Below are 25,631 nucleotides of genomic sequence, written 5' to 3' on the forward strand. Positions count from 1 at the left end.
TTACATTTCGAGGAGTGATCCAAAGGCTTTTAAAAAAATTGAAAGCGGGTGAATCACGAAAGATGAGAAATCGTGCGAGCAAACAGATGGCAATGCTTCTTCTATCGTGGATTATGATATGTTCCTCTTTATTTCCGGGACTTGTGTATGGAGCTGAGCAGGAGGATAACGCATCGGTGCAGTCTTCACAGCTGGAGCTGCGGTATGATTTTGGCACAGCATCGAGTCCGATTATGGATGGGTACACTGCTGTCAATGAAACTAAGCTGTATACCGGAGAGCTGGGGTATGGCTTAGACCAGGCCGTAGCCTCCAGAAACCGTTCGGGTGGAGACGAGCTCACGAATGATTTTGTGCTGGGTACGTCTTACTCATTTCAGGTAGATGTTCCAAATGGAGATTATGATGTGACTGTCTATTCAGGGGACTTGCTTGCGGGTACCAGTACCACCAAAACAACGTTTACCCTAGAAGGGGCTGTGGCAGGAACGATCGCCAGTAAACAGCAGGTCAATCAGGCAATCTACCATACCACAGTGCTCGACGGTCAACTGACCTTAGGGGTGTCCGGATCGGGAGCTGGCGGATATTTAAACGGTCTTGTCATTCAAAAAGCGATAGCTCTGCCCCCCTCGGCACCGGTTGGACTTGCGGTTACTGCTGCGGACGCATCCAGTGTTTCGCTTCAGTGGAATACCGTAACGGGTGCGGTCTATTACCAGATCTATCGAAGTGGTGGGGCAGACAGTAACGTTTTGCACTTGGGATCGGCGGCGGATACGAAGTATACAGACCAGCAAGTTGTTGAAGGAGGTCACTACTCCTATTATGTATCCGCTGTCAATGATGACGGTGTGGAGTCGGATCTAAGCAGTCCGGTCATTGTGGAGAGCACGAATGACACGCCGCCAGCCCCGCTGCCGGAAGGCAACGAATATGCACTTGATTTCGGGCCGGGTGCCGCAGCGGAAGGATATTTGAAGGTTGAGGCCGGAACTGCTTACTCCGAGGATGCAAAATATGGATTCACTGATACGTCCAAAGTAAGCGGTGCTGATAGAGGTACGGCTGATGCCTTAAGAACGGATTTTGTAGTTGTTAATGGGGCAGGGTTTAATATTGATTTGCCGAATGGTGACTACTCGGTATCGCTGATTGCCGGGGACAGTGGCGGGGATACAAACGTGGGTATCAATGTAGAAAGCATGCAGAAGGTACAGCTGACCAGCAAAAGTGCGGGAGAATATTTGGAAATGAGCTTCGATATTGCGCTGGTCGACGGACAGATGAATTTCGTGTTTAGCGGAACTAGACCTGTACTCAATGCGCTTGTGATCAAAAAACAACCTGAACGTACAGTCGGTATGAAACCTACCGTATACATTGCCGGAGATTCCACTGTACAGACCTATGATCCGTACTGGAAACCACAGGCGGGCTGGGGTCAGATGATCGGCAAGTTTTTTACCACAGCGGTTGAGTTCAATAATCATGCTATCGGGGGGCGCAGCTCGAAGTCCTTCATTGTGGAAGGCAGATTAGATGAGATCCTCCGGGAGATTAAACCGGGTGACTATTTCCTTGTACAGTTTGGACATAACGATGCCACGATCAGCGTACCTGAACGCTATGCTTCACCTGCAGATTACAAAAATTATCTGAAAACCTACATCCAAGGCACGAGACAACGCGGAGCGACGCCGATTCTGGTTACGCCAATGGGGCGCCGCGATTATAACGCAGGGACAAGTCAATTCAATGTGAGCTTCCCTGAATATGTCCAGGCGATGAAAGAAGTCGCTGCTGAGCTTAACGTTGGACTGGTAGATCTCAGCTCGCTAAGTGTGGCTTATTACAATTCCATTGGATTTGAAGCTACGCGGGCAGTATTTCTATATACCGACCCGGGCGTGTATTCAGCCTTTCCGGCGGGATCAAGCGATAATACCCATTTTCAGGAGTATGGGGCTATTCAAATGGCACGTCTGATTGCCGGAGGGATCGCTTCCTTGGATATCCCATTGTCTGGTGAGGTTCAGGAGATTGCTCCCCCTGCTGCGGTTCCAGAGAAGCCTACTGGCCTGGCGGCTGGAAGTGTCAGCAATGCAGGTGCCGTACTGAAATGGGATGCAGTAGAAGGGGCAGATATCTACAAAATCTACCGTAAGCCAGCTTCAGCCGATGACTCTGCTTATGCCATGATTGGCTCTGCCACAGTTCCATCTATTACGGTGGGAGGAATGGCTGAAGGCCAAAGTTACACGATAAGAGTAACAGCGGTTAACGGGCGTGGGGAATCCGAACCCTCCGATCCGCTGACACTAACTACGAAGCAGTCCCAGTACAGTTATGATTTTGGACCTGCGGGTTCACCGGTCGCTGCAGGTTACACTGAAGTGAACCGAAGTGTGCTGTATACTCCGGAGCTTGGTTATGGACTGACTTCAAGCGCCGGGATGAGTGACCGTGACCGTGGAGACGGCACGGATGCACTGCGCCGGGATTTCGTCATTTATTTTGGCGGATCTTATGAATTCAAAGTGGATATGCCGAATGGCTATTATTCTGTCAAGACTTACACGGGAGACTGGATAGGATCTACCAAAACGAATGTATCGATCGAAGGTAAAGATTATGGAACCATTTCTTCCGGTAAAGGGAGTATTGCTGAGAAGGAGTACAGTCAGATATCCATCAAAGATGGTCAGATGAATCTGGTGTTCAGCGGTACAACGGCTCATCTCAACGGGGTGGAGATCACGCCTCTGATGCTGGCACCCTCGAATCTTAAGCTGGATCAGCTGGATCTTCTCAATGATCCTGTAAGAGCAACACTCTCTTGGAAAGGCATCGACGGCGCCGCTAAATACCGGGTGTACCGGAAGGCTACAGTTGCAGAGAGTGCAGAGGTGCTGGGGGAAACTAATGGTTTGACCTATACAGACTTAACGGCTGACATTGGTATGGATTACGAGTATTCGGTGACTGCGGTCGATAGTACAGGGCTTGAGTCGGTGGCTTCGAGCCTTCTGCTGGTGTCTATGATTGATCCTTCCGTAGCCAAAGCTGCTATTCCGAGCGGACTGGAGCTGCAATCTATTCACAAAAATGATGTGAGCTTCAGCTGGAACGAAGATGCAGATGCTAAAATGTTCAATGTGTACCGCTCAAAGTCAGCCGGCGGCGAGTATGCCCTGATTGGCAAGACCAAGGTGGCTTCTTATACGGATAGTACAATTCTAAGTACGATTCCTTATTACTATAAAGTTGCCTCGGTCAATGCAGGCGGTATATCCGGGCTGTCCTCCATGCTGGAGACGCCGGTTGTGACTACACTTTTCCGCAGCATGGAAAACCTGGACCGGGCACCGGTTGCGGTCAAGACGAATGAAGGAATATATCTCAGCTGGCGGATGCTGGGGCTTGATCCCGATTCGATAGCTTTCAATGTGTACCGTGATGGAAAAAAAGTAAATGTAAAACCGCTGACTGGCAGTACGAATCTGTTGGACGCTATGGGAAAGGCGGACTCTAAATATACAATAAAAGCCGTATTGAATGGCGTAGAGCAATCCGCTACGGAATCATTCGGGGTATGGCAGCAGCAGTACCTGTCAGTGCCGCTTCAGAAGCCGGCAGATGATTATACGAAGGACGGCCAGCCTTATACCTACAATGCCGGAGACGCCAGTGTAGGGGATCTGGATGGTGACGGGAAATATGAGATTGTTATGCTATGGTCTCCTTCGATCAGCAAAGACAACTCTCAGGCAGGATACACAGGCATTGTCTATATGGATGCCTACAAAATGGACGGAACCCGTCTCTGGCGGATCACCCTAGGAAAGAATATCCGTGCAGGTGCCCATTATTCTCCGTTTATAGTCTACGATCTGGACAGCGACGGCCGGGCAGAGGTCATGCTCAAAACCGCAGATGGTACGGTCGATGGCCAAGGTACAGTGATTGGCGATGCTACGGCGGATTACCGCAACAGCAGCGGATACGTGCTGCTTGGCAATGAATATCTGACCGTATTCGATGGAATGACAGGCAGGGCAGTAGATACGGTCGAGTATGACCCTCCACGCGGCGATGTGAGTGCATGGGGCGACGCCTATGGCAACCGCGTGGATCGTTTTCTGGCGGCGGTAGCTTATCTCGATGGTGAGCACCCCAGTGTGATCTTCAGCCGAGGTTATTATACACGAACGGTGCTGGCTGCCTATGATTACAAGGATGGCAAGCTGAGCAAGGTGTGGCGGTTTGATTCCAATGACGAAGGAAATGGTGAATACACAGGCCAGGGCAACCACAACTTGTCTGTAGGGGATGTGGACCGGGACGGTAAGGATGAAATTACGTTCGGTGCTATGGCAATTGATGATGACGGGCTGCCGCTGTATAATACGAAGCTCGGTCATGGGGATGCTATTCACTTCGGGGATCTGGACCCGGCAAGACCGGGACTGGAGGTATTTGATGTACATGAGCATACAGATTCCAAGTACGGCATGGAAATGCGTGATGCGGCAACCGGCGAAGCGCTGTGGGGTATTTATACAGGTATTGATACGGGTCGTGGGATGTCAGCAGACATTGATCCGAATTACGTGGGAGAAGAGGTCTGGGCGGCAACTATTACCAATGGGCAGCAAATTCCGGTTACCGGAATATACAGCGCTAAGGGGGAATTGATAAGCACAACTCTGCCTACTTCAACTAACTTTGGGGTATGGTGGGATGGCGACCTTTCGCGGGAGCTGATGGATGACAACCGGGTGGATAAATGGGATTATGTGAAGCAGGCGACAGCTAATCTGCTGACAGCAGAGGGGGCGGCCTCAAACAACGGAACCAAAGCCAATCCCAGCCTGCAAGCAGACTTGTATGGTGACTGGCGTGAGGAAGTGATGTGGCGTTCCGCCGACAGTACCGAGCTGCGGATATACACCACTACGGATCTTACCGATACCCGTATTCGTACGCTCATGCAAGATCCGGTGTACCGTCTGGCCGTGGCTTGGCAAAACGTAGGCTATAATCAGCCGCCGCATCCAAGCTTTTATCTGGGAACAGGAATGGAGGCTCCTGCGGCACCGGCTATTCAGATCGTAGGGGGCCCGCAGAAGGCAACGGATGTACCCGGGAAGCCCGTACTTTCCAGCAACAACGGTTATGATACCGGACTTCAGGATGGCGACTACCAAGTCACAATGAACCTGTGGTGGGGCAATAACGGAACCAGCTATAAGCTGTATGAGAACGGTAAGCTGATTGACAGCAAGGCTTTTGCCGATAACACTCCAGAGGCACAGACCGCAGTGACCCAACTGACTGGAAAAGCAAACGGAACATACACCTACACTGCGGAGCTTACCAACTCCTGGGGAACAACGGTTTCCAGTCCGTTTGTGGTAACTGTGGAAGACGCGGCTCCCGCCGTTCCGGTGTTGTCGAACGATAACTCGGATGGTGACGGGAACTATAAGGTAACGATGAATCTGTGGTGGGGAATGAACGCGACAACTTACCGCCTCTATGAAAATGGTGTCCTGGTTGATACGCAGTCCTTAAGCGTTAATACGCCAAATGCCCAGTCGGCCGTGACCTCTATTGAGGGCCGCATAGCAGGCGTATATGAATATCGTGCGGAGCTGGTGAACAGCTCCGGGGCAAGTGAGAGTGCAATGATGAAGATTACGGTCAAATAGAAGGATCGTAGTAATGGCGGGTTATTCCGCAATCTGTATTTAAGGACCTCCAGCATTGATAGGATGCGGGGTCCTTTTTCAATGGGGATTTATGTAAAAAGGGAGTGTGTTAGTTGATGTACAAGAACGCACATTCTATAATATTGCAGGACCTGTAATTATACATTTTCTCATGAATAGTGTGATCACATTATTATATAAATTCCAGATATTAAGTACTAAATCAGCTCCGATCCCATAACCTGAGGGGGCGGGGTTATTTTATATGCGGATCTGTGGTATCATTATGTGTTATGACTTACAACTGCGCTATGTGGAGACGCAGGAATAAGCTAAATTCCGTTCGTTCATGATCTAAAAATATATGTATTGATAATTAAGGAGACAAAATGACTTTTAATGATTTGAATTTGATTCCCGCGATCCTCAAGGCTTTGAGCCAGGAAAATTATACATCCCCCACTCCAATCCAGGAGGAGTCCATTCCTGCGGCACTAGCTGGCAGAGACGTCCTCGGCTGTGCGCAGACCGGAACAGGCAAAACAGCCGCTTTCTCGTTGCCGATTATTCAACTGCTGAGCCAGCAGCCTTCCGTAACCGGAGGCAAACGCCGGATTCGTTCGCTGATTCTCACACCTACAAGAGAACTTGCCTTGCAAATCTCAGAAAATATCCAGGCCTACAGTAAATTTACCAGTATCCGTTCAACGGCTATTGTCGGTGGTGTATCACAGAAAGCCCAGGAGCGTGCATTAAGCCAAGGTGCAGATATCCTGATTGCAACACCAGGCCGTCTGATCGATCTGATCAATCAGAAGCATGTCGATCTGCAGTATGTACAGATTCTTGTACTGGACGAAGCGGACCGGATGCTCGATATGGGCTTCATTCATGATGTGAAGCGGATTATTGCCAAAATGCCTGCCAAAAAGCAAACGTTGTTCTTCTCGGCTACTATGCCGACGGAGATATCCAACTTGATCAAAACGCTGCTCGTGAACCCGGTGAAAATCGAAATTACCCCGGTTTCCTCCACTGTAGACAGAATTGAGCAATCAATCTATCTCCTGGAGAACGGCAATAAGCAGAATCAGTTAAACCGTCTGCTGCAGGACAAGTCGATTGTGTCTGCACTGGTCTTCACCCGCACCAAACGCGGAGCTGACCGAGTAACCCGTGATCTGACCCGAATCAATATTACCGCACAGGCAATTCACGGCAACAAGTCCCAGAATGACCGCCAGAATGCGCTGCGCAACTTCAAGAGCGGAGCTACACGCGTGCTTGTTGCTACGGATATTGCCGCCCGCGGGATTGACATTGATGAGCTGTCGCATGTTATCAACTTCAATCTGCCGAACATTCCGGAAACGTATGTTCACCGTATCGGCCGCACCGGGCGTGCAGGTATGAGCGGAATCGCTATCTCCCTATGCGAGGCTGAAGAAATCCCGTACCTTAAGGATATCCAGAAGCTGATCGGCAAGACAATTCCGGAAGTGAAGGACCATGCGTATCCGATGTCCAAAAGTGCTCAGGCGCTGCTGAATGAACGTCCGTCCAAAGCTCCGGCGAAGCCGGCTGCCAAGGCGAAGACTAATCCTGCGCGCAAGCCGAAGTCGGAGTGGTTCACGCAAGGCAACCGCCAGGGCAGTGCTAACGGTGGAAGCAAGAGCGGCACGGGCAGCAGACCAAATGGTGAGCCGGGCCGCAAGGCGGCAGGAGCAGGAGCAAGACCTGGGAGTGCTACAGCCAGTGGAGCCGGTTATAGCGGCAGACCGGGCGAGCAGAACCGCTCTGGTCAGAGCAGTAGACCTGCTGCCAGTCAGGCTGGCCGGTCAGGCAACAACTACAACAGCCGCCCGAGCAGCAGACCTGCTTCCCAAGCAGGCAGATCACAGTAAATTACGGCTCGCTTGATATAAATACATTTCAGCCTCTCCATACGGGAGGCTGTTTTTTTTGCGTGGTGCTGGGATTCCATGATGACAAACAAGAACCGCCAGGGTACAGTCAAAGACTGTCCTTGGCGGTTCTTGTGGTGTTGTATACTTATCCGTTAACGAACAGAGCAGGTGCTACCCGGCCAGATAAGCACCTAATTCCTCACGCAGCTCGGAGCTGATGGGGGTCATTGGCAGACGGAGTGTGTCTGAGGAGATTTCGCCATAGGCATTAAGCAGCCATTTGATCGGAGCCGGATTGGATTCCTTGAAGAGGAGCTTCATCAGCGGCACAAGTTGGTTAAATTCTGTTCGGGCTTCTTCAAGCTTGCCATTTCTGAACTGTTCGTAGATTCCGAGGTACTTCGCGGTATGGACGTTGGCCGAGGCCAGCATCCCACCGGCGGCTCCGCAGCCCAGCATCTCGAAGAAATGAAGATCATCGCCGCACAGCACGGGTTTCGAACCTAGTCGGGATAGCTCAGAGACGAGCAGTGGTGAACCGGAGCAGTCTTTTAAACCCACAACATTGTTCATTTCCAGGATCGTTCGTGCGGTATCGATGGTCATGCCGACTCCTGCGCGGCCTGGAATATCATAAGCCATGACAGGTATGCCTACTTCCGCAGCTTTGCGGAAATGCTCAATAATGCCTTGTTGGGAAGGGCGGCTGTAATAGGGTACAACCACCAGCACGGCGTCAGCACCAGCGTTCGCTGCCATCTCGGTCCGGGCAACAGTGGATGCCGTATCGTTGGTGCCTGTGCCAATAACCAATGGAATTGTGGTGGATTTTAATAGTTCCCGTGAAGTGTCCACGAGGGTCTGCAGCTCTTGTATGTTGACTGTCGGCGATTCTCCAGTGGTTCCATTGACGACCAGACCATGAATACTGTTCTTGATGATGTTGTTCACATAACGCTGATACGATTCCAGATCGATTTCTCCAGCCGTATTGAACGGGGTTACCACGGGAACATAGATTCCATAAATCTGTTCTTCTGTTAACATGAATATCGTCCTCCAAAATGTTTAAATCCTTTTATCTTACTGTAGCATGGAATATTCTATCGGCGTTAGCTATAATAAATGATGTAGGTTATCAATAATATTGATGTTGAGGTGACAGGATGGATTTAACATATATGCGGACCTTCCGTGAGGTCGCAAAGCGGCAAAGTTTCACCCGTGCGGCTGAAGAACTGGGTTATGCCCAGTCCAGTGTGACCACGCAGATACAGAAGATTGAGAAGGAATATGGGGTTCCGCTGATGGAACGCCACGGGCGGGTGCTGCGCCTGACTCCTCCTGGAGAAGAGCTGCTGAAGCTGTTTGTGGAGATTCTGGATTTATATGACCGCTCAAAGGAAACGATCGCCCAGCAGATTGGGGGAACCTTGACGATAGGGACGATTGATTCTCTGGCTGCTTTTTACCTGCCTCCCTTTTTGCAGCAGCTTCGGACGACGTTTCCAGGGCTAAGCATTCATCTGCAAACCGAGCAGGAGGCTAATCTGGTAGCCAAAATAAGAGATGGTGAGGTGGATATTGGCCTAATGCTCGACCGCAGTACTGCAGATACACAACTGGAGCGTATGATCATCAGGGATGAGCCGCTGGTGCTGGTGGCACCAAAAGATCACCCGCTGGCAGGGCTTGACCATGTGACGCTGCAGGATTTGAACAAATGTGAGCTGATTGTCTCAGAGGAGAGCTGTATCTACCGCAGTCTGTTCGAGAATCTGCTGCGTGAGCATGGGATTACTTTCCGGATCGGCTTTGAGCTGTCTAATCTGGAGGCGATTAAGCGCTGCGTCCGTAATGGGCTGGGCATCGCCCTGCTTCCTCGAATCGTAGCTGAAGAAGAGATAGAACGGGGCACGCTTGCAGAGCTTCCTTTTATACATCCGGAGATTCACTTCGACCTGCAACTGCTTATCCATCCGAAGAAGTGGAAATCGCTGCCGCTGCAATCCCTAATTCAGATGCTGCTGGCAGATGCGGAATCCAAGGCTGTTGCGCTGTGAAATTGGCCATGTAAACAGATAAAAGGTTGGTAAAGACTCACGGGTCTTTCCAACCTTTTTGTATTGTGCGCTGCATGCTAGTATTGGGATAGACTGAAACACTGTGATAATACCGAGTTTAGGGTTTCCTGGTCATATTGTTGCTTGCGTAAATTGCCTTCCAGAATCTTGTGAGCCCATGCCAAGGACTTATTATAGTGAGCAGACTCATGTACCCGTATTCTGAAGTAGCAAAAATCCAAGTGAGTCTGGTACTCCTCAGCGGTAGGTTCAATGTCGAGCTGGCGTAATTGAACTCTGCGAATGGCTTCTGATTGTACTTCTTGGACCTGTTTGTGGATATTCGATATCTGATTGGGATGTTGTCTGTACATGAGCAGCACCTCGGGAAGATTAACCACTTGCGTTACGGCAGCTAACCGATTCCATATTTCATAATCTTCAGCATGAAAATAATTCAGATACCTGATCCCATGGTCTACTAGTACGGATCTGCGGATCATTACTGATGGATGCACGAGCGTACAGTGAAATAACTGCCAGCATCTGATCTCCTCATGATTCAATGGTTTGTTGGTAGTAGAATCCAACCCCAATAAATAAACCTGGGAGCCGCAAACTCCGCAATCCCGATGGTCGTCCATGAAATTCACTTGGCGTTCAAAGCGGTGGGGCAGGGCGATATCATCACCATCCATGCGGGCAATATACTCACCTGTACATAATTCTATGCCTTGGTTTAAAGTCTCAATTAACCCGAGATTGCTTGAATGTGTGATCAGCCTAATTCTGCTGTCATCAAATTTCCTAATAATATCTAATGTTCCATCTGTAGATCCGTCATCCATAAGAAGTAATTCGAAATCTCTATACGTCTGAGTCAAAATACTGCAAATCGATTCTTCAATATAGGGGGCCATATTAAAAACTGGCATAAGAACGGATATTTTGGTCAATATCAACACCGCCAATCTCATGGTCTAAAATATATTATGTGAGATACCTGCCGCTTGATCTGCATATCTGTCCAATTTGCAGGATATAGGCAGGACAGTCCAAACCCTTTTCTCTTCCTGTAATTAAATATAGTAAATGCTGCGGGAGGGGATTAGATATGGATTTGAATCAGATCAAAGGGACTTACGATGTCATCTACAGTCTAGGGGCGAATTGTTTACCGGCAGACCAATTATCGCGGCATATGCTGAGGAAAATCGGAGGTGTTCTGGACTGGGTGGAGTCGCCTGCGCTATCCGGGGTAAGCCATCTTTTACGGAACCGGTTCGTGAATTATATGGAATTGCCTAATCTGGCGATTACGGGGGTTAATGAAAAGGCTGGATGCTACATTGTACGGGACGCTGCTTACTATATTTTCTCACATCATGACTTTCCGCTGGATCAGAATACTCCCGTTCAACTGTTGAGCTATCCGGAGCTAAGAGAGAAAGTTAACCGCCGTGTGCCACGTTTTCTGGAGTCACTTAAGAATGCTAACCGGATTCTATTTATTCGTACAGAAGGAACGATACATGAAACTGCGGAGCTGCTGGAGGTTCTACAATCATTAGTGCCTGGTGAATTCAACTTGCTCGTGATTAATCATGCTCCCGTAGACCGTGTGGTTGAAACCCCGTGGCCTTTTCATAATGTATGCGCTCTGCAAATCCCTAAAGTTCCTGATGAGTTTCACGATAATGATGAACTGTGGAAACATTTATTGGAGGGATTCTCTGTCCGTTAGCTAAGGATTTCCCGCAATATATTGACAATAAAAACGTGTATATGGTATATAAAAGGAAGTATTAGCACTCCTCGCGATGGAGTGCTAATCATCCGGAGACTATTATGAGGTTATTTTTGAAAGGAGATTTACTTATTCATGGCCAAAAAAGAGTTTAAAGCCGAGTCCAAAAGATTACTGGAAATGATGATTAACTCCATCTATACGCAACGCGAGATTTTTCTGCGGGAACTGATTTCGAATGCAAGCGATGCCATTGATAAAATCTATTACAAAGCACTGGCCGACGAAGGCCTGGTGTTCAATAAAGAAGATTATTACATTAAAGTGACTGCCGATAAGGAGAGCCGTACACTCACGATCTCCGATACAGGTATCGGGATGACCCAGGAAGAGCTGGAGAACAATCTGGGGATTATCGCGAACAGTGGATCGTTTGCTTTTAAGAAGGATAATGAAGCGAAGGACGGCCACAACATCATTGGGCAGTTCGGGGTTGGTTTCTATTCCGCTTTTATGGTGGCCGATGATGTTACTGTAGTCAGCAAGGCGCTGGGCAGCGAGCAGGCCTTCAAGTGGGAATCCCAGGGTGCTGACGGATATACGATTGAGCCTGCGGAGAAGGATAGCGTGGGTACCGAAATTACACTTAAGATCAAAGCGAACACTGAAGAAGACAACTACGATGAATTTCTGGAGGAATACCGCCTGAAATCGATCATCAAGAAATATTCCGACTTCATCCGCTTCCCGATCAAGATGGACATCACCGGCAGCAAGCCAAAGGAAGGCAGCGAAGGGGAGTTCGAAGAAACGAAGGAAGAGCAAACCGTCAATAGCATGGTGCCTATCTGGCGCAAGAACAAAAATGAGCTGACTGACGAGGATTACAATAACTTTTATACAGAGAAACGTTACGGCTTCGACAAGCCGCTTAAGCATATCCACATCAGTGCTGACGGCGCGGTGGTCTATAATGCGATCCTGTTCATTCCGGAGAACACACCGTTCGACTACTACACGAAGGAATATGAAAAAGGGCTGGAGCTCTACTCTAACGGCGTGCTGATCATGAACAAATGTGCAGATTTGCTGCCGGATTATTTCAGCTTCGTCAAAGGGATGGTCGATTCCGAGGATCTGTCGCTGAATATCTCCCGCGAAATGCTGCAGCATGACCGCCAGTTGACGCTGATTGCTAAGAACATCAAGAGCAAGATCAAGAGTCAGCTTCTGAGCCTGCTGAAGGATGAGAGAGAGCAATATGAGAAGTTCTATACTTCTTTTGGCAGACAGTTGAAGTTCGGGGTCTACAATGACTATGGCATGGAAAAAGAAACCCTCCAGGACCTGCTGATGTTCTACTCCTCCAAGGAGAAGAAACAGGTGACGCTGGCCGAATATGTGGAAAGAATGCCTGAAGACCAGAAGTATATTTACTATGCTTCCGGGGAATCGGTGGAACGGATCGAGAAACTGCCACAGACTGAAATGGTATCGGACAAGGGGTATGAAATTCTCTACTTTACCGACGATATCGATGAATTTGCGATCAAAATGATCATGTCCTATAAGGAAAAAGAATTCAAAAACGTATCCAGCGGCGACCTGGGCATTGAAGAGAATGCAGAGGACAAGCCATCGGAAGCGGAAGAGAATGAGAACAAGGAATTGTTCGAAGCGATGAAAGGCATTCTCTCCGGTAAAGTGAAGAACGTCAAAGCCTCCAAACGTCTGAAGTCCCATCCGGTCTGTCTCTCCACAGAAGGAGAGCTCACGATCGAAATGGAGAAAATCCTCAAAGCCATGCCGAACGGCCAGGAAGTACAGGCGGACAAGGTGCTGGAGATCAACATCCATCATGATGTCTTCAAATCCTTGAAAGCTGCCTCCGAAGGGGACAAGGAGAAGCTGGGCTTGTATACGAATCTGCTCTACAACCAGGCGCTGCTGATCGAAGGTCTGCAGGTGAATGATCCGGTACAGTTCACGAACGATATTTGCAAAATCATGGTCTAAGCAGCATCGTCATTTGACTGCAATAGACCCATAAGCATAACCCGCCTCCGGCGCTGTCCGGGGCGGGTTTTTGGCATGCGGGAGTTACTTCTGAAAGTTCTCAATAAATTTCTCGGCCAGGGATGACAAGTATTTGTCTTTCATCCAGACCGCAGCTACCCTTGTGTTCAGTGAATCGCTGCGGATTTCCTTGTGGACAAGGTTGCTGTTGTCGGCAAGAGTATAGGCGGATCTCGGGATGATCCCGACGCCAAGGCCGGCATTCGCCCAGAGCAGGGTTGTACGGGCATCGTCATTCATGCAGAAGACCTGGGGATCGAAGCCGTTCTCCAGACAGGTCTCACGGATCAATTGCTCGAACCGGCGGTAAATAATGAGCGGCTGGTGTTTAAGCTCACCGATCTCAATACTGGCTGCTGCGGGGTTCCAGTCATATTCAGGCGCCATCACGGCAATCATAGGTTCAGACGTGGTATAGACACATTCGAGGCCTGTGCTGCTGAATGGAGTACGGACAATTCCCACTTCGACAATGCCCTTGTTCAGCAGATCGAGAATGCGATAGGTATTGCCCTCGTGGATCTCGAATTTGACCCCGGAATAGTCGTGATGGAACTCCAGCAGCCGCTCCTGGAGCAGAGTCGCAGCAGAAGAAGAGACGGTCCCGATGGACAGGGTACCCGATACGCCTTTGACAAAATCCTTAAGTTCCCGGGTAGTGGAGTCGGTCAATTCAAGAATTTGCTGTGCCCGGTCCCGCAGGATGCTCCCGGCTTCAGTAAGCCGGATACTGCGCGGCCCGCGTTCTACCAGCTTAACTCCAAGTTCCTCCTCCAGCAGCTTGAGCTGTTGGCTGAGAGGCGGCTGGGCCATTTGCAGCTTCCTGGCGGCTGATGTGATTTGTCCTTCTTGGGCGATAGCCAGAAAATATTTCAGCTGGCGGATATCCATAAGGTAACCTCCGATGTGGTTGTTCTGGTATATAAATATCATATCGATTAGATACGAAACCAATATTATTAATATGTAAATAGGTGTGACATAATCATAACGGGTCTTATCTATTTTTCAAAGCTTTTACATACCACATAGGTTAGGTGAGGATTACTGTGTACAAAATTGCTTTATTCTTAAAACCTTATAAGAAAGAAGTGACGCTAGGGCCAATTTTCAAGCTGCTGGAAGCCATTCTTGAGCTCTTGCTGCCTACTATAGTTGCTCTGATTGTCAACAATGGGATCGGCCGCCACGACAGCGCTTATGTGTACCGGATGGGTGGTCTAATGGTGCTTATGTCACTACTCGGCTTCGGCTGTTCGTTGGTCTGCCAATATTATGCCGCCCGGGCTTCCCAAGGCTTCGGTACTTCACTGCGCAACAAGATGTTCAAGCATATTTCGGCGCTCTCCTATGCCGAGCTGGATACCTTCGGCACGCCTTCACTGATCAACCGGATTACGAATGACGTGAACCAGCTTCAGCTCGCTGTGGCGATGCTGATCCGTCTGGTTATCCGCGCTCCGTTCATCTGTATTGGAGCCATCATCATGTCCATGATTCTCGACTTCCGGCTCTCCTTGATACTGCTTGCGGCAACTCCGGTAATTGGCGTGATTCTGTATCTCATCATCACACGCAGCTCGCCGCTCTATCGTCAATATCAGCAGAAGCTGGATCATCTGGCACTGGTGCTTAGTGAGAATCTTTCCGGCATCCGGGTCATCCGCGCATTTGCCAAGAGTCGTAGTGAGAAACAGCGTTTCAATACCGCCTCGGAGGATCTGACATCGACGGCAATCCGTGTCGCACGCATTTCAGCGTGGCTTGGGCCTATGACCACACTGGTCGTGAACGCGGCGATTATTGCTATCCTGTGGGCAGGTGGTATTCACATAGATAGCGGACGGCTGTCTCAGGGCGAGATTATCGCTTTTATCAACTATGTAACCCAAATTCTGCTGGCGCTGATTGTGGTCTCGAATCTGGTCATTATTTTCACCAAAGCTTCCTCCTCGGCGAACCGAGTGAATGAAGTACTGGCTACCACAGCCTCCGTTACGGATGTAGGGAATCAGAATCTTTTACCTGCAGAGGGGCAGGCACCGGCAATTATTTTCGATCATGTGTCTTTTGGTTACAACACTACGGGTGAACTCGCGCTACAAGATATTTCGGTAACTATTAACCGTGGGGAAACCGTTGGACTGATTGGCAGTACAGGCTCCGGCAAGTCAACCTTCGTGAATCTGATCCCGCGTTTCTATGATGTGGTAGAGGGAGATATCCAGGTCAATGGAGTCAGTGTCAGAAAATATGGACTGGAGAAGCTGCGTAGCAAGATTGGGATCGTACCGCAGAAGGCCACGCTGTTCAGCGGCACCATTGCTGATAATATCCGCTGGGGCAAGCCGAATGCCTCACTCGAAGAACTGAGGACCGCTACTTCTATAGCCCAGGCTGAAGAGTTCATCCAGAAGCTTCCTGAAGGACTGGCTACGCCTGTCGCCCGAGGAGGATTAAATCTGTCCGGCGGGCAAAAACAGCGGCTGGCCATTGCCCGTGCAGTTATTATGCGTCCGCAGATCCTGATTCTGGATGATTCGGCAAGTGCACTTGATTTTGCCACGGATGCGGCGCTTCGCCGCGCACTGAAGGAGAACAGCGAAGAAACAACCGTGCTGCTGGTCTCCCAGCGGGTAAGCACTGTCCGACAGGCCGATCAGATTATTGTCTTCGACGAAGGACGAATCGCCGGAGTCGGCACACATGAGGCATTATTACAGAGCTGTGGAGTGTATCAGGAAATCTGCCAATCCCAGCTTTCAAGCGAGGAGGCGGGTATGCGATGAGCTCCGCAGCAACCTGGAAGAGAATGATTAACTACACCAAACAGCATAGGGGCATCGCCATTGCCGCAGTATGCTGCGCCTTATTGAGTGTAATCGCCAGCCTGATCGGCCCGCTGCTGATCGGACGGACTGTAGACTATATGGTTGGACCTGGACAAGTGGACTTTGACCAGATTCTGCGTCTTCTGCTGATTTTGGGTGCGGTTTATATGGTCGGCAGTTTTTTTGGCTGGCTGCTGACTTACTATACTAACCGGATAGCCTACCGGACGGTCTATGATATGCGGCGGGAGCTATTCGACAAGCTGAACGTATTGCCGCTGAGGTTTCATGATAACCAACCACAGGGGGACAGTATCAGCCGGTTCGTTAACGACATGGATGCTGTATCAGACGGATTACTGCAAGGCTTTTCTACACTGCTGACTGGAGTGGTCACAATTGCCGGAGCTATTGGACTGATGCTCTACATTAGTCCGGTGATGACACTTGTGGTACTGGTCTCGGCCCCGGCAACCTTTTATGTCGCACGTTTCATTACGACACGTTCCCAGAAGCTGTTCAGGGAGCAAGCTGCAATTCTAGGCGGACTGAATGGATATGTAGAAGAAATCGTAGGCGGTCAGAAGGTGGTGCAGGCATTCCGTTACGAAGACCGCAGCTTTGCCAGGTTCTCTGAACGGAATAATGAGCTGTACCATACCGGCATCAAATCGCAGTTCTACGGATCGTTGTCCAATCCAAGCACCCGTCTGGTGAATAATATTACGTTTTCTGTGATTGCGATGGTCGGGAGCGCACTGGTAATCGGGGGCCATTTCTCAGTTGGGGACCTGTCCAGCTTTCTGATCTATTCGAATCTGTTCGCCAAGCCGTTCAACGAAATAACCGGTGTGATCACCCAGCTGCAGTCGGCTACGGCTTCGGCGCAGCGGATCTTTGCCATTCTTGACCTGCCGCCGGAAACGCAGGATACCGCAGATGCCCAGATCATGAAGACAACCCAGAGTACGATAACCTTTGAGAAGGTAAGCTTTGCCTATACCCCTGAGCGTCCACTGATCAGGAACTTCAGTCTGGAGGTTAAACCTGGTACCCGGGTAGCTATCGTCGGACAGACCGGAGCCGGGAAAACAACACTGGTCAACTTACTGATGCGCTTCTATGACGTGGATAGCGGCAGCATCCGGATCGATGGAACGGATATCCGGTCGATCACCCGGGATAGCCTGCGCCGCAATTTCGGCATGGTTCTGCAGGATACCTGGCTGTACGGCGGATCCATCCGCGATAATATCGCTTACGGCAAGCCGGAGGCGCCGGAGGAAGAAGTGATTGCCGCCGCCAAGGCTGCGAACGCACACAGCTTCATTAAGCGGCTTCCGGAAGGCTATGCAACGAAGATTTCCGGTTCCGGGGATAATCTATCCCAGGGACAGAAGCAACTGCTCACTATCGCCCGCGTCATGCTAGCGGATCCTCCAATGCTGATACTGGATGAAGCCACCAGCAGTATCGACACACTGACGGAGGCGCGTATCCAGAAAGCTTTTCTCACGATGATCTCCGGACGTACCAGCTTCGTGATTGCCCACCGGTTGTCCACGATCCGTGAGGCGGATGTCATTCTCTACATGAAAGACGGCGATATCGTTGAGAGTGGCACGCATGAAGAACTGCTTCAACGGGGCGGTCATTACGCCCGGTTGTACAACAGCCAGTTTGCAGCGGTCTAGCAGGGGAGATATCGGATATAGACAATAAAAACAGCTGCAGCCTAGACTTGAGATAGAGGTCCAGAGCTGACAGCTGTTTTTGTACTTGTCTGTCCAGAAATGACTTCTTTGTTCACCGCCGCCAGCAGGGTGTAAATCATTAAGATTCATTCTGCCGCTTACGCATCATCCCCGGCGTACAGCCGTACGTATTCCGGAAGACACGGATGAAATAATTAGTCTCCATGCCCAATTGCAAGGCGATATCCTGAACCGGTGTATCGGCATTCTCCCGGATCAGTTGAACTGCACGTTCCAGACGGAGGTTCTGCAGGTATTTGTGCGGGGTGATTCCATACTCCTGCAAGAAAAGCCGCTGAAAATGCTGAACAGAGTAACCTACCGCAGCAGCGAGATTCGATACCAGCAGCGGTTCGGTAAAATGCTCATTGATCAGGCTGACGGCTTTCTGTAAGGCCTCATTTCGTACATTCTCCAGCTCCAGCCGCCCTGTGGGGCTTGTCTCTGAAGCAGTGCGGCGAAGCAGGAGAAGCAGCCGGTAGAGCGCCACAGAGAGCTCCTGCATCACATGTTCATCTTGTCGGCTTGCTTGGTCGTTCACCGTATGCCAGATACTGCCGACCTGTTCCCAGCATTCTTCAAAGTGCTCGGGGTGTAGCGGCGGGGCACCTGGCAGAATGCCGATTCCTGCGAGCAGGCTTTGCGTTAATTCTCCATGAAAGCCAATGAAGCCCACATGCCAGGGTGTAAGAGACAATGGATAATATTCATGACCCCTGTCAGGGGGATAGGCAAAAGCCATACCGGGTTCCAATATCGTCTCTTCTCCGGTCACAAGATCCCGGAACAGTCCTCTCCCGCTGCGGATCAGAAAGACTTGGTATACGGGAAAACCGCTTGGGCGAACATGATGATACTGAATATGACGGCCAACCGAATAAGGGTACAAGGGGAAACGATTCAGGTCGCGAGGCATTTCAATTAGAGAGAAGGGCAGAATGATGGTCACCTCATGTTCATTTTGTACTAGTAAAGCGAGCGTATATTCCTACTTCCAGAATGGGATTTTCCTTTATTATATACAGTATAAAGAATGATTCATGAAATGGACAGGGCTTTCTAACAGGATTTATCAGAGAATAATCCCATCCAGACATGAACATCACACCGAAAGGATGAACCCATCAATGAACATGAAATTACCTCCTGTCAGCAGCAAGATTCCAGTGATGCTGCATGGTGCCGACTATAATCCCGAACAATGGCTGAAATACCCTGAGGTGCTGCAAGAAGATATCCGCTTGATGAAGCTTGCCAAATGCAATGTAATGTCTGTGGGGATCTTTTCCTGGGTATCGCTGGAGCCGGAAGAAGGTGTATTCACCTTTGATTGGCTGGACAGCATCCTTAATACCTTTGCCGAAAACGGGATATATGCTTTCCTGGCAACCCCAAGCGGTGCGCGTCCGGCATGGATGTCGGAGAAATATCCTGAAGTACTGCGGGTAGAAGGCAACCGCGTTCGTAATTTGCACGGTGTAAGACATAACCATTGTTACACTTCACCCGTGTATCGTCAGAAAACAGCATTGCTGAACGGCAAGCTGGCTGAGCGTTATGCGAATCATCCGGCAGTTATTGGTTGGCATATCTCGAACGAATACGGCGGCGAATGCCACTGTGATCTGTGTCAGGCGAGCTTCCGGGAATGGCTGAAGGTGAAATACGATAACAGCCTGGATGAATTGAACCATGCCTGGTGGACTACCTTCTGGAGCCATACTTATACTTCCTGGGATCAAGTGGAGTCCCCTGCACCACACGGGGAGACGCAGGTTCATGGTCTTAACCTGGACTGGCGCCGTTTTGTCAGCGAATCTACTATTGATTTCTGTCAGCATGAGATAGATTCAGTGCGTGAGTATAACCCTGAGTTGCCGGTAACGACCAATATGCACAATATCGACGGTGTGGATTACCGTAAGCTCGCCAAGATACTCGATGTTGTATCCTGGGATTCTTACCCGTCCTGGGGATACTCGGATGACGATGACGACGCTCGCCTGGCAGCTTGGGCAGCGATGCACCATGATATGTACCGAACCTTCAAGCATAAGCCGTTCTTGCTGATGGAGAGCACACCTTCGCTGCTGAACTGGCAGAGTGTCAGCAAGCTGAAGCGTCCCGGTATGCATAAGCTGTCCTCCCTGCAGGCGATTGCCCATGGCTCTGATTCCGTACAATACTTCCAGTGGCGCAAAAGCCGTGGATCGAGCGAAAAATTCCATGGTGCCGTAATCGATCACAGTGGCCACGCCGAGACACGTGTTTTCCGCGATGTTGCCGAAGTGGGCCGTACACTCTCAGAGCTGCAAGCGGTAGTAGGTACGACAACACCAGTTCAGACGGCTATTATCTATGATTGGGACAACCGCTGGGCCATTAAGGATGCACAGGGTATCCGCAACTCGGGTCTGAAATATGAAGAAACAGTGCTTCAGCATTACCAGGCATTATGGGAGCTGGGTATTCCGGTGGATATTATCGGTTCGGAGGAGGATCTTTCCGCATACAAGCTGGTGATCGCTCCTATGCTGTACCTGATCAGTGAGGAGAATGGCAAGCGTATTGAGAAGTATGTCGAACAGGGAGGAAACTTTCTGGGGACATACTGGTCAGGTGTCGTTGGGGAGACAGATCTTTGCCACCTGGGCGGATTCCCGGGTCCGCTCCGCCGGACACTCGGCATCTGGGCGGAAGAGACAGAAGGCCTGCACAGCCGCGACCTGAATGGGCTGGTAATGAATTCCGGCAATGCGCTGTGTCTTGAAGGAGACTACGATGCGCATGAAATTGCTGAGCTGATCCACCTGGAAGGAGCTGAGGCGCTGGGTACGTACCGTACGGACTTCTACGCGGGCCAGCCTGCGCTGACGATGAACCGTCTGGGTAAAGGCCGGGCCTACCATCTGGCTACACGCGTAAAGGATGCCGGTTTCTATGTGGAGCTATATGCGGCAATTACCAAAAAGGCAGGGATTATCCGCACCTTGGATACCGATCTGCCAGCAGGTGTCACCGCTCAACTGCGGACCGATGGAGACATTGATTTTGTATTTGTGCAGAATTTCAGTGGCGTGGAGCAGTCCATTCAGCTGGATAGCAGAACATACACTGTACTTGAATCCGGCGAGCCTGCGCCTTCGGTGCTTACGCTTCCGGTTCATGGCCTGGCTATTCTCAAGCGGGCGCATTAATTCAGCAGGCATATAGATATCAAAAAGGCAGGACCCGGTATGACCAGGGCTCCTGCCTTTTTTTGCTGGAATCACGAGTTGTGACTTCCAGCCACTTAGAGGAAAGCTGCTTCGATTCCTGAGATAATCTTCAGATAATAGTCCGTATCATGAGGCACAAAATGGCTGATGTCCACGCTCTGCTGAACGGCTTCACGCTTACCGCATTCCGTTACGCGAAAACCCGAGACATCGAGTTGCTGCAGCTCACCCTGCCAGAACTTGCGGAAGGAGGCAAACTCTGCGATGACGATTCCGGCAACCTCTTCAGGCTGAAGCTGGAATTGCTCCAAGGGGAAATGATTGTCATACAGGAATACATTTGCCCTCTCATTATCGATCATCCCTTCCTTGATCATGGAATAGGGGATGATTCCGAGTGGAATGAGCTCGTCATAGGTAAGTTGCAGTCCCAGCTCTTCTTCCACCTCACGGATGCCGTCCATTGCCGTCTCACCAGCCAGTAAATGTCCAGCCGCGGTAATATCAAGCAAGCCAGGATAGTCCCGCTTGTTCTTGCTGCGCAACTGAAGATAGATATAGAATGAATCTGCACGCTGCTCTACGAACCAACAATGAAAAGTCTCATGCCAGAGCCCTAGCCGGTGTACATCATCGCGTGTGGCGGTGCCGGTCACCAGGCCCTGTGCATCATATGTAGTAAGAATTTCGTCTGACATTTGGATTCTCCTTATTGGCCCAGTTGCTAACAACACTATCACAAATAATAGGAGAATGCTCGGAAGTCATTGTACAGAAAGGTATAATATGGCTTAGGGGGGGAGAACATGCGCGTGGTGATAGGAAGGAAAGAATTCAATTCATTAACTGATGAAAGGCTCGGTTGGGCTTGCATGGAGTCGACCTTCAAGCTGATCCGAGGGAAATCACCTGAAGTGAAAGTTGCCGCAATCAACCAATTGGGTAAGGCGCAGACAGCACTTTGCATGTTCCGTATCATGTATGATCACTGCCACAAGTCATCAGCAGAGTTTTATGCTTGGAGCTCGTACCTGCTGAATCAGCAGGGAACTTGGAACGGAGTTCTGGAAGGTGTGCGTTTTTTTGCAGATGATGCCTTGTTTGAACTTCTTGAAGAGACACGGGAAAGGCTGGAGGCCAGAAACCTTAGTTTGGGTTTGGGATGGGAGGATGCAGGGCTGAACGATATCGAAACCGATCCGGAATTGCTGGAGATAGTCAACGGCCTGTATGAACGCTTTAAGCGGCTAAAACCGAATACCCATAACGTTATCGCTGAGTATATCCGTGCCCACCCTGATGAGTTCGTGGAATTCAGCAAGTAATTGGCGGAGTTTTGAGATGAAAGGCATAGTTAAGTGGGTTGACATATCGAGAAATGTCGATATAATGATGACATGAAACCAATTATCCCAATAGATGTATTTAAGGCACTTTCCAATGAAGCACGTCTTCAAATTCTAGAGTGGCTAAAAGATCCGACAGCTCATTTTGGACCCCAGGGAGGGGTTGATCTTATCGAAATTGGGGTATGCGTCAGTCAGATTACTGCTAAGCTGAATATGACCCAATCTACCACCTCTCAATATTTGTCTGTTCTGCAGCGGGCAGGGCTTGTACAGGCGACCCGGCTGGGAAAATGGACATATTACAAAAGAGATGAAGCAGCATTAACCCAAATAGCCACTTACATTCAGAAGGATCTCTAGGGAATAAAGACTGAATTCAAACATATGAATTCAGTCTTTATATATAACAACAAATCGATAATTCGTGATATATAAATCGATTATTTATAGATCTATAAATCGACATATCACGAATTGTATGATTACAAAAGGAGCTGTTCCATATGACCACCTCATCCAAACCTTCACCAAACGCCGTAACCCTCGTTATCGTGGCTCATCCACATTTGGAGACGTCCCGAATTAACAAACGATTAACAGCCGAAATTGAAAGAATGGGTAATGTTACTGTTCACCGGCTGTACGAGAGTAATCCTGACGAAAAAATCGATGTCCCACGCGAACAGGCGCTGTTACTTGCTCATGAACGAATCGTACTGCAATTCCCCTTTTATTGGTACAGCTCGCCTTCTTTGCTGAAAAAATGGATGGATGAAGTATTCGAGCATGGCTGGGCTCACGGCAGAGGGGGAGACAAGCTGAAGGGCAAGGAGCTTATGATTGCGATTTCTTCAGGAGGCGCTCAAGGCATGTACCAGGCCGGAGGTTTTCATAATTACTCCTATAGCGAGCTGCTGCGGCCGTTTCAGCAGACCGCCAACTTGACCGGAATGATCTACCGGCAGCCATTTGTGGTGAGCGGAATTCGCGAAGTAAGCGACGAACTGCTGGAGCAGTATGCCGCAGATTACGCCGTCTATGTGGATAGTCATTCCTCTCCCTCCGGCAGAAGAGCTTAACCGTCTCCGCGTACAACAAGGTAAGCTATGATCCTTTCCTGCATGGAGAGCAGCGCGGGAGGGAAAGCTTTGCACCGGGAAACGGGTTATCGAGGCCAATCACCGGAAATAGCAAAACAAGACTGTAGCGCCTTTTGTGAGGACGCCTCAGTCTTGTTGGAAAGTGATATGTTTAGCAGCAGCTGCTGGCAGAGTAAGCCGATGTCAAATCTAACTCCCCGCAGCCCAATTGTATGTGTATGTCTATTTATAATAAGCTTGCTAACCATAACCTTCAGGAAGAGAATGGCCAGGTATTATCTAGCCAACCATCCGCCATCCACATTCAGAATGTGGCCGTTCAGGTAGTCGGATGCAGCGGATGCCAGGAATACGGCAGGTCCTTTAACATCTTCGGCAGTTCCCCAGCGTCCCGCAGGAATGCGGTCAAGGATGGAATCGGAACGGTTCTGGTCGGCACGGATTGGAGCGGTATTCTCAGTAGCCATGTATCCTGGAGCGATTGCGTTGATATTCAGACCGGAGCCAGCCCATTCATTGGCAAAAGCTTTGGTCAGACCAGCTACGGCATGCTTGCTTGCAGTGTAGCCTGGTACATTGATGCCGCCCTGGTAAGAGAGCATGGAGCAGATGTTGATGATTTTACCATTTCCTCTTTCCAGGAAGTGACGGCCGGCGATTTGCGACAGCAAGAAGACAGTGTTCTGGTTGAGGTTGATTACATCGAACCAATCCTTTTCGCTGTGGTCCTTGGCCGGTGTACGGCGGATCATACCTGCACAGTTCACAAGAATATCAACCTTGCCTGTGAAGGCAACAGCTTCATCGAACATGCCCTGAAGCTTGGAGTGGTCGCTCAGGTCACAAGCGATGCTGAGTGCTTTTACGCCAAAGGCTTTAGCTGCAGCTACTGTTTCATCACTTGCATTGAGGGAAGCGGAGATAACGTCTGCGCCTGCTTCTGCAAAGGCAAGGGCAATCCCTTGTCCAAGACCTTGGGCAGCACCTGTTACGATTGCTGTTTTACCTGCCAAACTGAATAAAGATGACATATGATTATTCTCTCCTTTTATAAACATTAATGAGTATTTTGGTATTGCTTAATGCTGTATTTATACTATCCACATTCGATATGAATGCCTGCACTCCGGAATTGCCCTACGGTTTCTGCTGCAAGACCGCTGTCCGTCAGCAGCACATCAACTTCCTGCAGGGATGCGAACGTTCGCAGTGCGGTATGCCCGAACTTGTGATGATCGCAGACGGCAAATACCGTACGTGCTGTGGATACTAAGGCTTGTTTGAAATCGATGAAATCACCGGTGTAAATGGACAGTCCGTGTTCAATATGAACGGCTGTAGCCGACAGAAAGGCTTTTTCTATATTAAGCTTTTGGACGTAGGAGACCGCTTCGGGACCGGCCAGCATATTGCGGACCCGGTATCCTCCCGGAACGACGAGACGGATGTTATCTTTCTGAACCAGCTCACTGATGATGTATACATCATTGGTGATAACCGTCAGCGGAATGTTCTCCAGCCTCCGGGCAATTTCGAGCGTGGTGCTGCCGCCATCCAGCGCAATAATATCATCCTCTGCGATATGGGTCAGCGCGAGCTGTGCAATCTCCGTTTTTTCATCGGAATATTTATCTAGCGGGTTTCTCAAGGGCAGGATGCCGAACTGATCGCTCTGTGCCAGAACGGCTCCGCCGTGGACACGCATAATCAGTCCTTGCTCCTCCAGCTTGCTTAAGTCCTCGCGGATTGTTTTTCCCGTGACCTGGAGCTTGTCGCTCAGCTCGTTCACCGTTACATCCTTCTGGTTCAGCATAACTTCCATAATCATCTCATGTCGCCGTATCGGGTTCATCCGCCTGCCTCATCTTTCCG

General features: G+C 49.8%; 18 protein-coding genes. 11 read left to right on the forward strand and 7 right to left on the reverse strand.

Annotation, left to right across the window (positions count from 1 at the left end; translation table 11 throughout):
* Window positions 1-62: 62 nt before the first annotated feature.
* Window positions 63-5,714 (forward strand): rhamnogalacturonan lyase family protein, encoded by a 5,652-nt coding sequence (locus ACAN54_RS01635; protein ID WP_379151550.1) that lies wholly within the window; start codon window positions 63-65, stop codon window positions 5,712-5,714.
* A gap of 389 nt (window positions 5,715-6,103) precedes the next feature.
* Entirely contained in the window at window positions 6,104-7,618 is a 1,515-nt protein-coding gene (locus ACAN54_RS01640) for a DEAD/DEAH box helicase (RefSeq protein WP_379151553.1), read from the forward strand.
* A gap of 174 nt (window positions 7,619-7,792) precedes the next feature.
* Here the strand turns inward: ACAN54_RS01640 and dapA are convergent, their stop codons facing one another.
* Window positions 7,793-8,668: a 4-hydroxy-tetrahydrodipicolinate synthase gene (gene dapA, locus ACAN54_RS01645; protein WP_379151556.1), complete on the reverse strand. Its 876-nt coding sequence runs from the start codon at window positions 8,666-8,668 to the stop codon at window positions 7,793-7,795.
* Window positions 8,669-8,787: 119 nt separating this feature from the next.
* Here dapA and ACAN54_RS01650 point away from each other — a divergent pair, with 119 nt between their 5' ends.
* Window positions 8,788-9,684, forward strand: a complete 897-nt coding sequence (locus ACAN54_RS01650; protein ID WP_379151559.1) for a LysR family transcriptional regulator — start codon at window positions 8,788-8,790, stop codon at window positions 9,682-9,684.
* Window positions 9,685-9,761: 77 nt separating this feature from the next.
* Here the strand turns inward: ACAN54_RS01650 and ACAN54_RS01655 are convergent, their stop codons facing one another.
* The gene (locus tag ACAN54_RS01655; RefSeq protein WP_379151562.1) at window positions 9,762-10,661 is read right to left on the reverse strand and encodes a glycosyltransferase family 2 protein; all 900 of its coding nucleotides are present in this window, start codon (window positions 10,659-10,661) and stop codon (window positions 9,762-9,764) included.
* 137 nt (window positions 10,662-10,798) lie between these two features.
* Between ACAN54_RS01655 and ACAN54_RS01660 the strand changes: the two genes are divergently transcribed.
* Together ACAN54_RS01660 and htpG are read left to right on the forward strand one after the other, a co-directional pair.
* Entirely contained in the window at window positions 10,799-11,428 is a 630-nt protein-coding gene (locus tag ACAN54_RS01660; RefSeq protein ID WP_379151565.1) for a DUF1796 family putative cysteine peptidase, read from the forward strand.
* Between the two features lie 138 nt (window positions 11,429-11,566).
* Window positions 11,567-13,447 carry a molecular chaperone HtpG gene (gene htpG, locus ACAN54_RS01665; protein ID WP_379151568.1) on the forward strand — a complete coding sequence of 627 codons (1,881 nt, stop codon included), beginning with the start codon at window positions 11,567-11,569 and terminating at the stop codon, window positions 13,445-13,447.
* Between the two features lie 84 nt (window positions 13,448-13,531).
* On the opposite strand, the gene ACAN54_RS01670 is transcribed toward htpG, so the two are convergent.
* A complete protein-coding gene (locus tag ACAN54_RS01670) occupies window positions 13,532-14,398 on the reverse strand; it encodes a LysR family transcriptional regulator (protein WP_379151571.1) in 867 nt (288 codons plus the stop codon).
* Between the two features lie 158 nt (window positions 14,399-14,556).
* Between ACAN54_RS01670 and ACAN54_RS01675 the strand changes: the two genes are divergently transcribed.
* Together ACAN54_RS01675 and ACAN54_RS01680 are read left to right on the forward strand one after the other, a co-directional pair.
* Window positions 14,557-16,296, forward strand: coding sequence for an ABC transporter ATP-binding protein (locus ACAN54_RS01675; protein WP_379151574.1), 1,740 nt, complete (start codon window positions 14,557-14,559; stop codon window positions 16,294-16,296).
* Entirely contained in the window at window positions 16,293-18,032 is a 1,740-nt protein-coding gene (locus ACAN54_RS01680; protein WP_379151577.1) for an ABC transporter ATP-binding protein, read from the forward strand. The genes ACAN54_RS01675 and ACAN54_RS01680 overlap by 4 nt, the downstream gene beginning before the upstream one ends.
* 139 nt (window positions 18,033-18,171) lie before the next feature.
* On the opposite strand, the gene ACAN54_RS01685 is transcribed toward ACAN54_RS01680, so the two are convergent.
* The gene (locus ACAN54_RS01685) at window positions 18,172-19,041 is read right to left on the reverse strand and encodes an AraC family transcriptional regulator (protein WP_379151580.1); all 870 of its coding nucleotides are present in this window, start codon (window positions 19,039-19,041) and stop codon (window positions 18,172-18,174) included.
* A gap of 178 nt (window positions 19,042-19,219) precedes the next feature.
* Here ACAN54_RS01685 and ACAN54_RS01690 point away from each other — a divergent pair, with 178 nt between their 5' ends.
* On the forward strand, window positions 19,220-21,289 hold the full coding sequence (locus tag ACAN54_RS01690; protein WP_379151583.1) for a beta-galactosidase: 2,070 nt from the start codon (window positions 19,220-19,222) through the stop codon (window positions 21,287-21,289).
* A gap of 95 nt (window positions 21,290-21,384) precedes the next feature.
* Here ACAN54_RS01690 and ACAN54_RS01695 read toward each other — a convergent pair whose 3' ends face one another.
* A complete protein-coding gene (locus tag ACAN54_RS01695) occupies window positions 21,385-22,008 on the reverse strand; it encodes an NUDIX hydrolase (protein WP_379151585.1) in 624 nt (207 codons plus the stop codon).
* Between the two features lie 108 nt (window positions 22,009-22,116).
* On the opposite strand from ACAN54_RS01695, the gene ACAN54_RS01700 reads away from it, so the two are divergent.
* The 3 genes from ACAN54_RS01700 (at window position 22,117) to ACAN54_RS01710 (ending at window position 23,738) form a co-directional block, all read left to right on the forward strand.
* Window positions 22,117-22,635 carry a hypothetical protein gene (locus ACAN54_RS01700; RefSeq protein WP_379151588.1) on the forward strand — a complete coding sequence of 173 codons (519 nt, stop codon included), beginning with the start codon at window positions 22,117-22,119 and terminating at the stop codon, window positions 22,633-22,635.
* Window positions 22,636-22,716: 81 nt separating this feature from the next.
* On the forward strand, window positions 22,717-23,019 hold the full coding sequence (locus ACAN54_RS01705) for an ArsR/SmtB family transcription factor (protein ID WP_379154090.1): 303 nt from the start codon (window positions 22,717-22,719) through the stop codon (window positions 23,017-23,019).
* 143 nt (window positions 23,020-23,162) lie between these two features.
* Window positions 23,163-23,738 carry an NAD(P)H-dependent oxidoreductase gene (locus ACAN54_RS01710; RefSeq protein WP_379151592.1) on the forward strand — a complete coding sequence of 192 codons (576 nt, stop codon included), beginning with the start codon at window positions 23,163-23,165 and terminating at the stop codon, window positions 23,736-23,738.
* A gap of 296 nt (window positions 23,739-24,034) precedes the next feature.
* Here ACAN54_RS01710 and kduD read toward each other — a convergent pair whose 3' ends face one another.
* Together kduD and ACAN54_RS01720 are read right to left on the reverse strand one after the other, a co-directional pair.
* Window positions 24,035-24,790: a 2-dehydro-3-deoxy-D-gluconate 5-dehydrogenase KduD gene (gene kduD, locus ACAN54_RS01715; RefSeq protein ID WP_379151595.1), complete on the reverse strand. Its 756-nt coding sequence runs from the start codon at window positions 24,788-24,790 to the stop codon at window positions 24,035-24,037.
* Between the two features lie 65 nt (window positions 24,791-24,855).
* Window positions 24,856-25,611 (reverse strand): DeoR/GlpR family DNA-binding transcription regulator, encoded by a 756-nt coding sequence (locus tag ACAN54_RS01720; RefSeq protein ID WP_379151598.1) that lies wholly within the window; start codon window positions 25,609-25,611, stop codon window positions 24,856-24,858.
* Window positions 25,612-25,631: the final 20 nt, after the last annotated feature.

Source organism: Paenibacillus diazotrophicus (assembly GCF_042610465.1).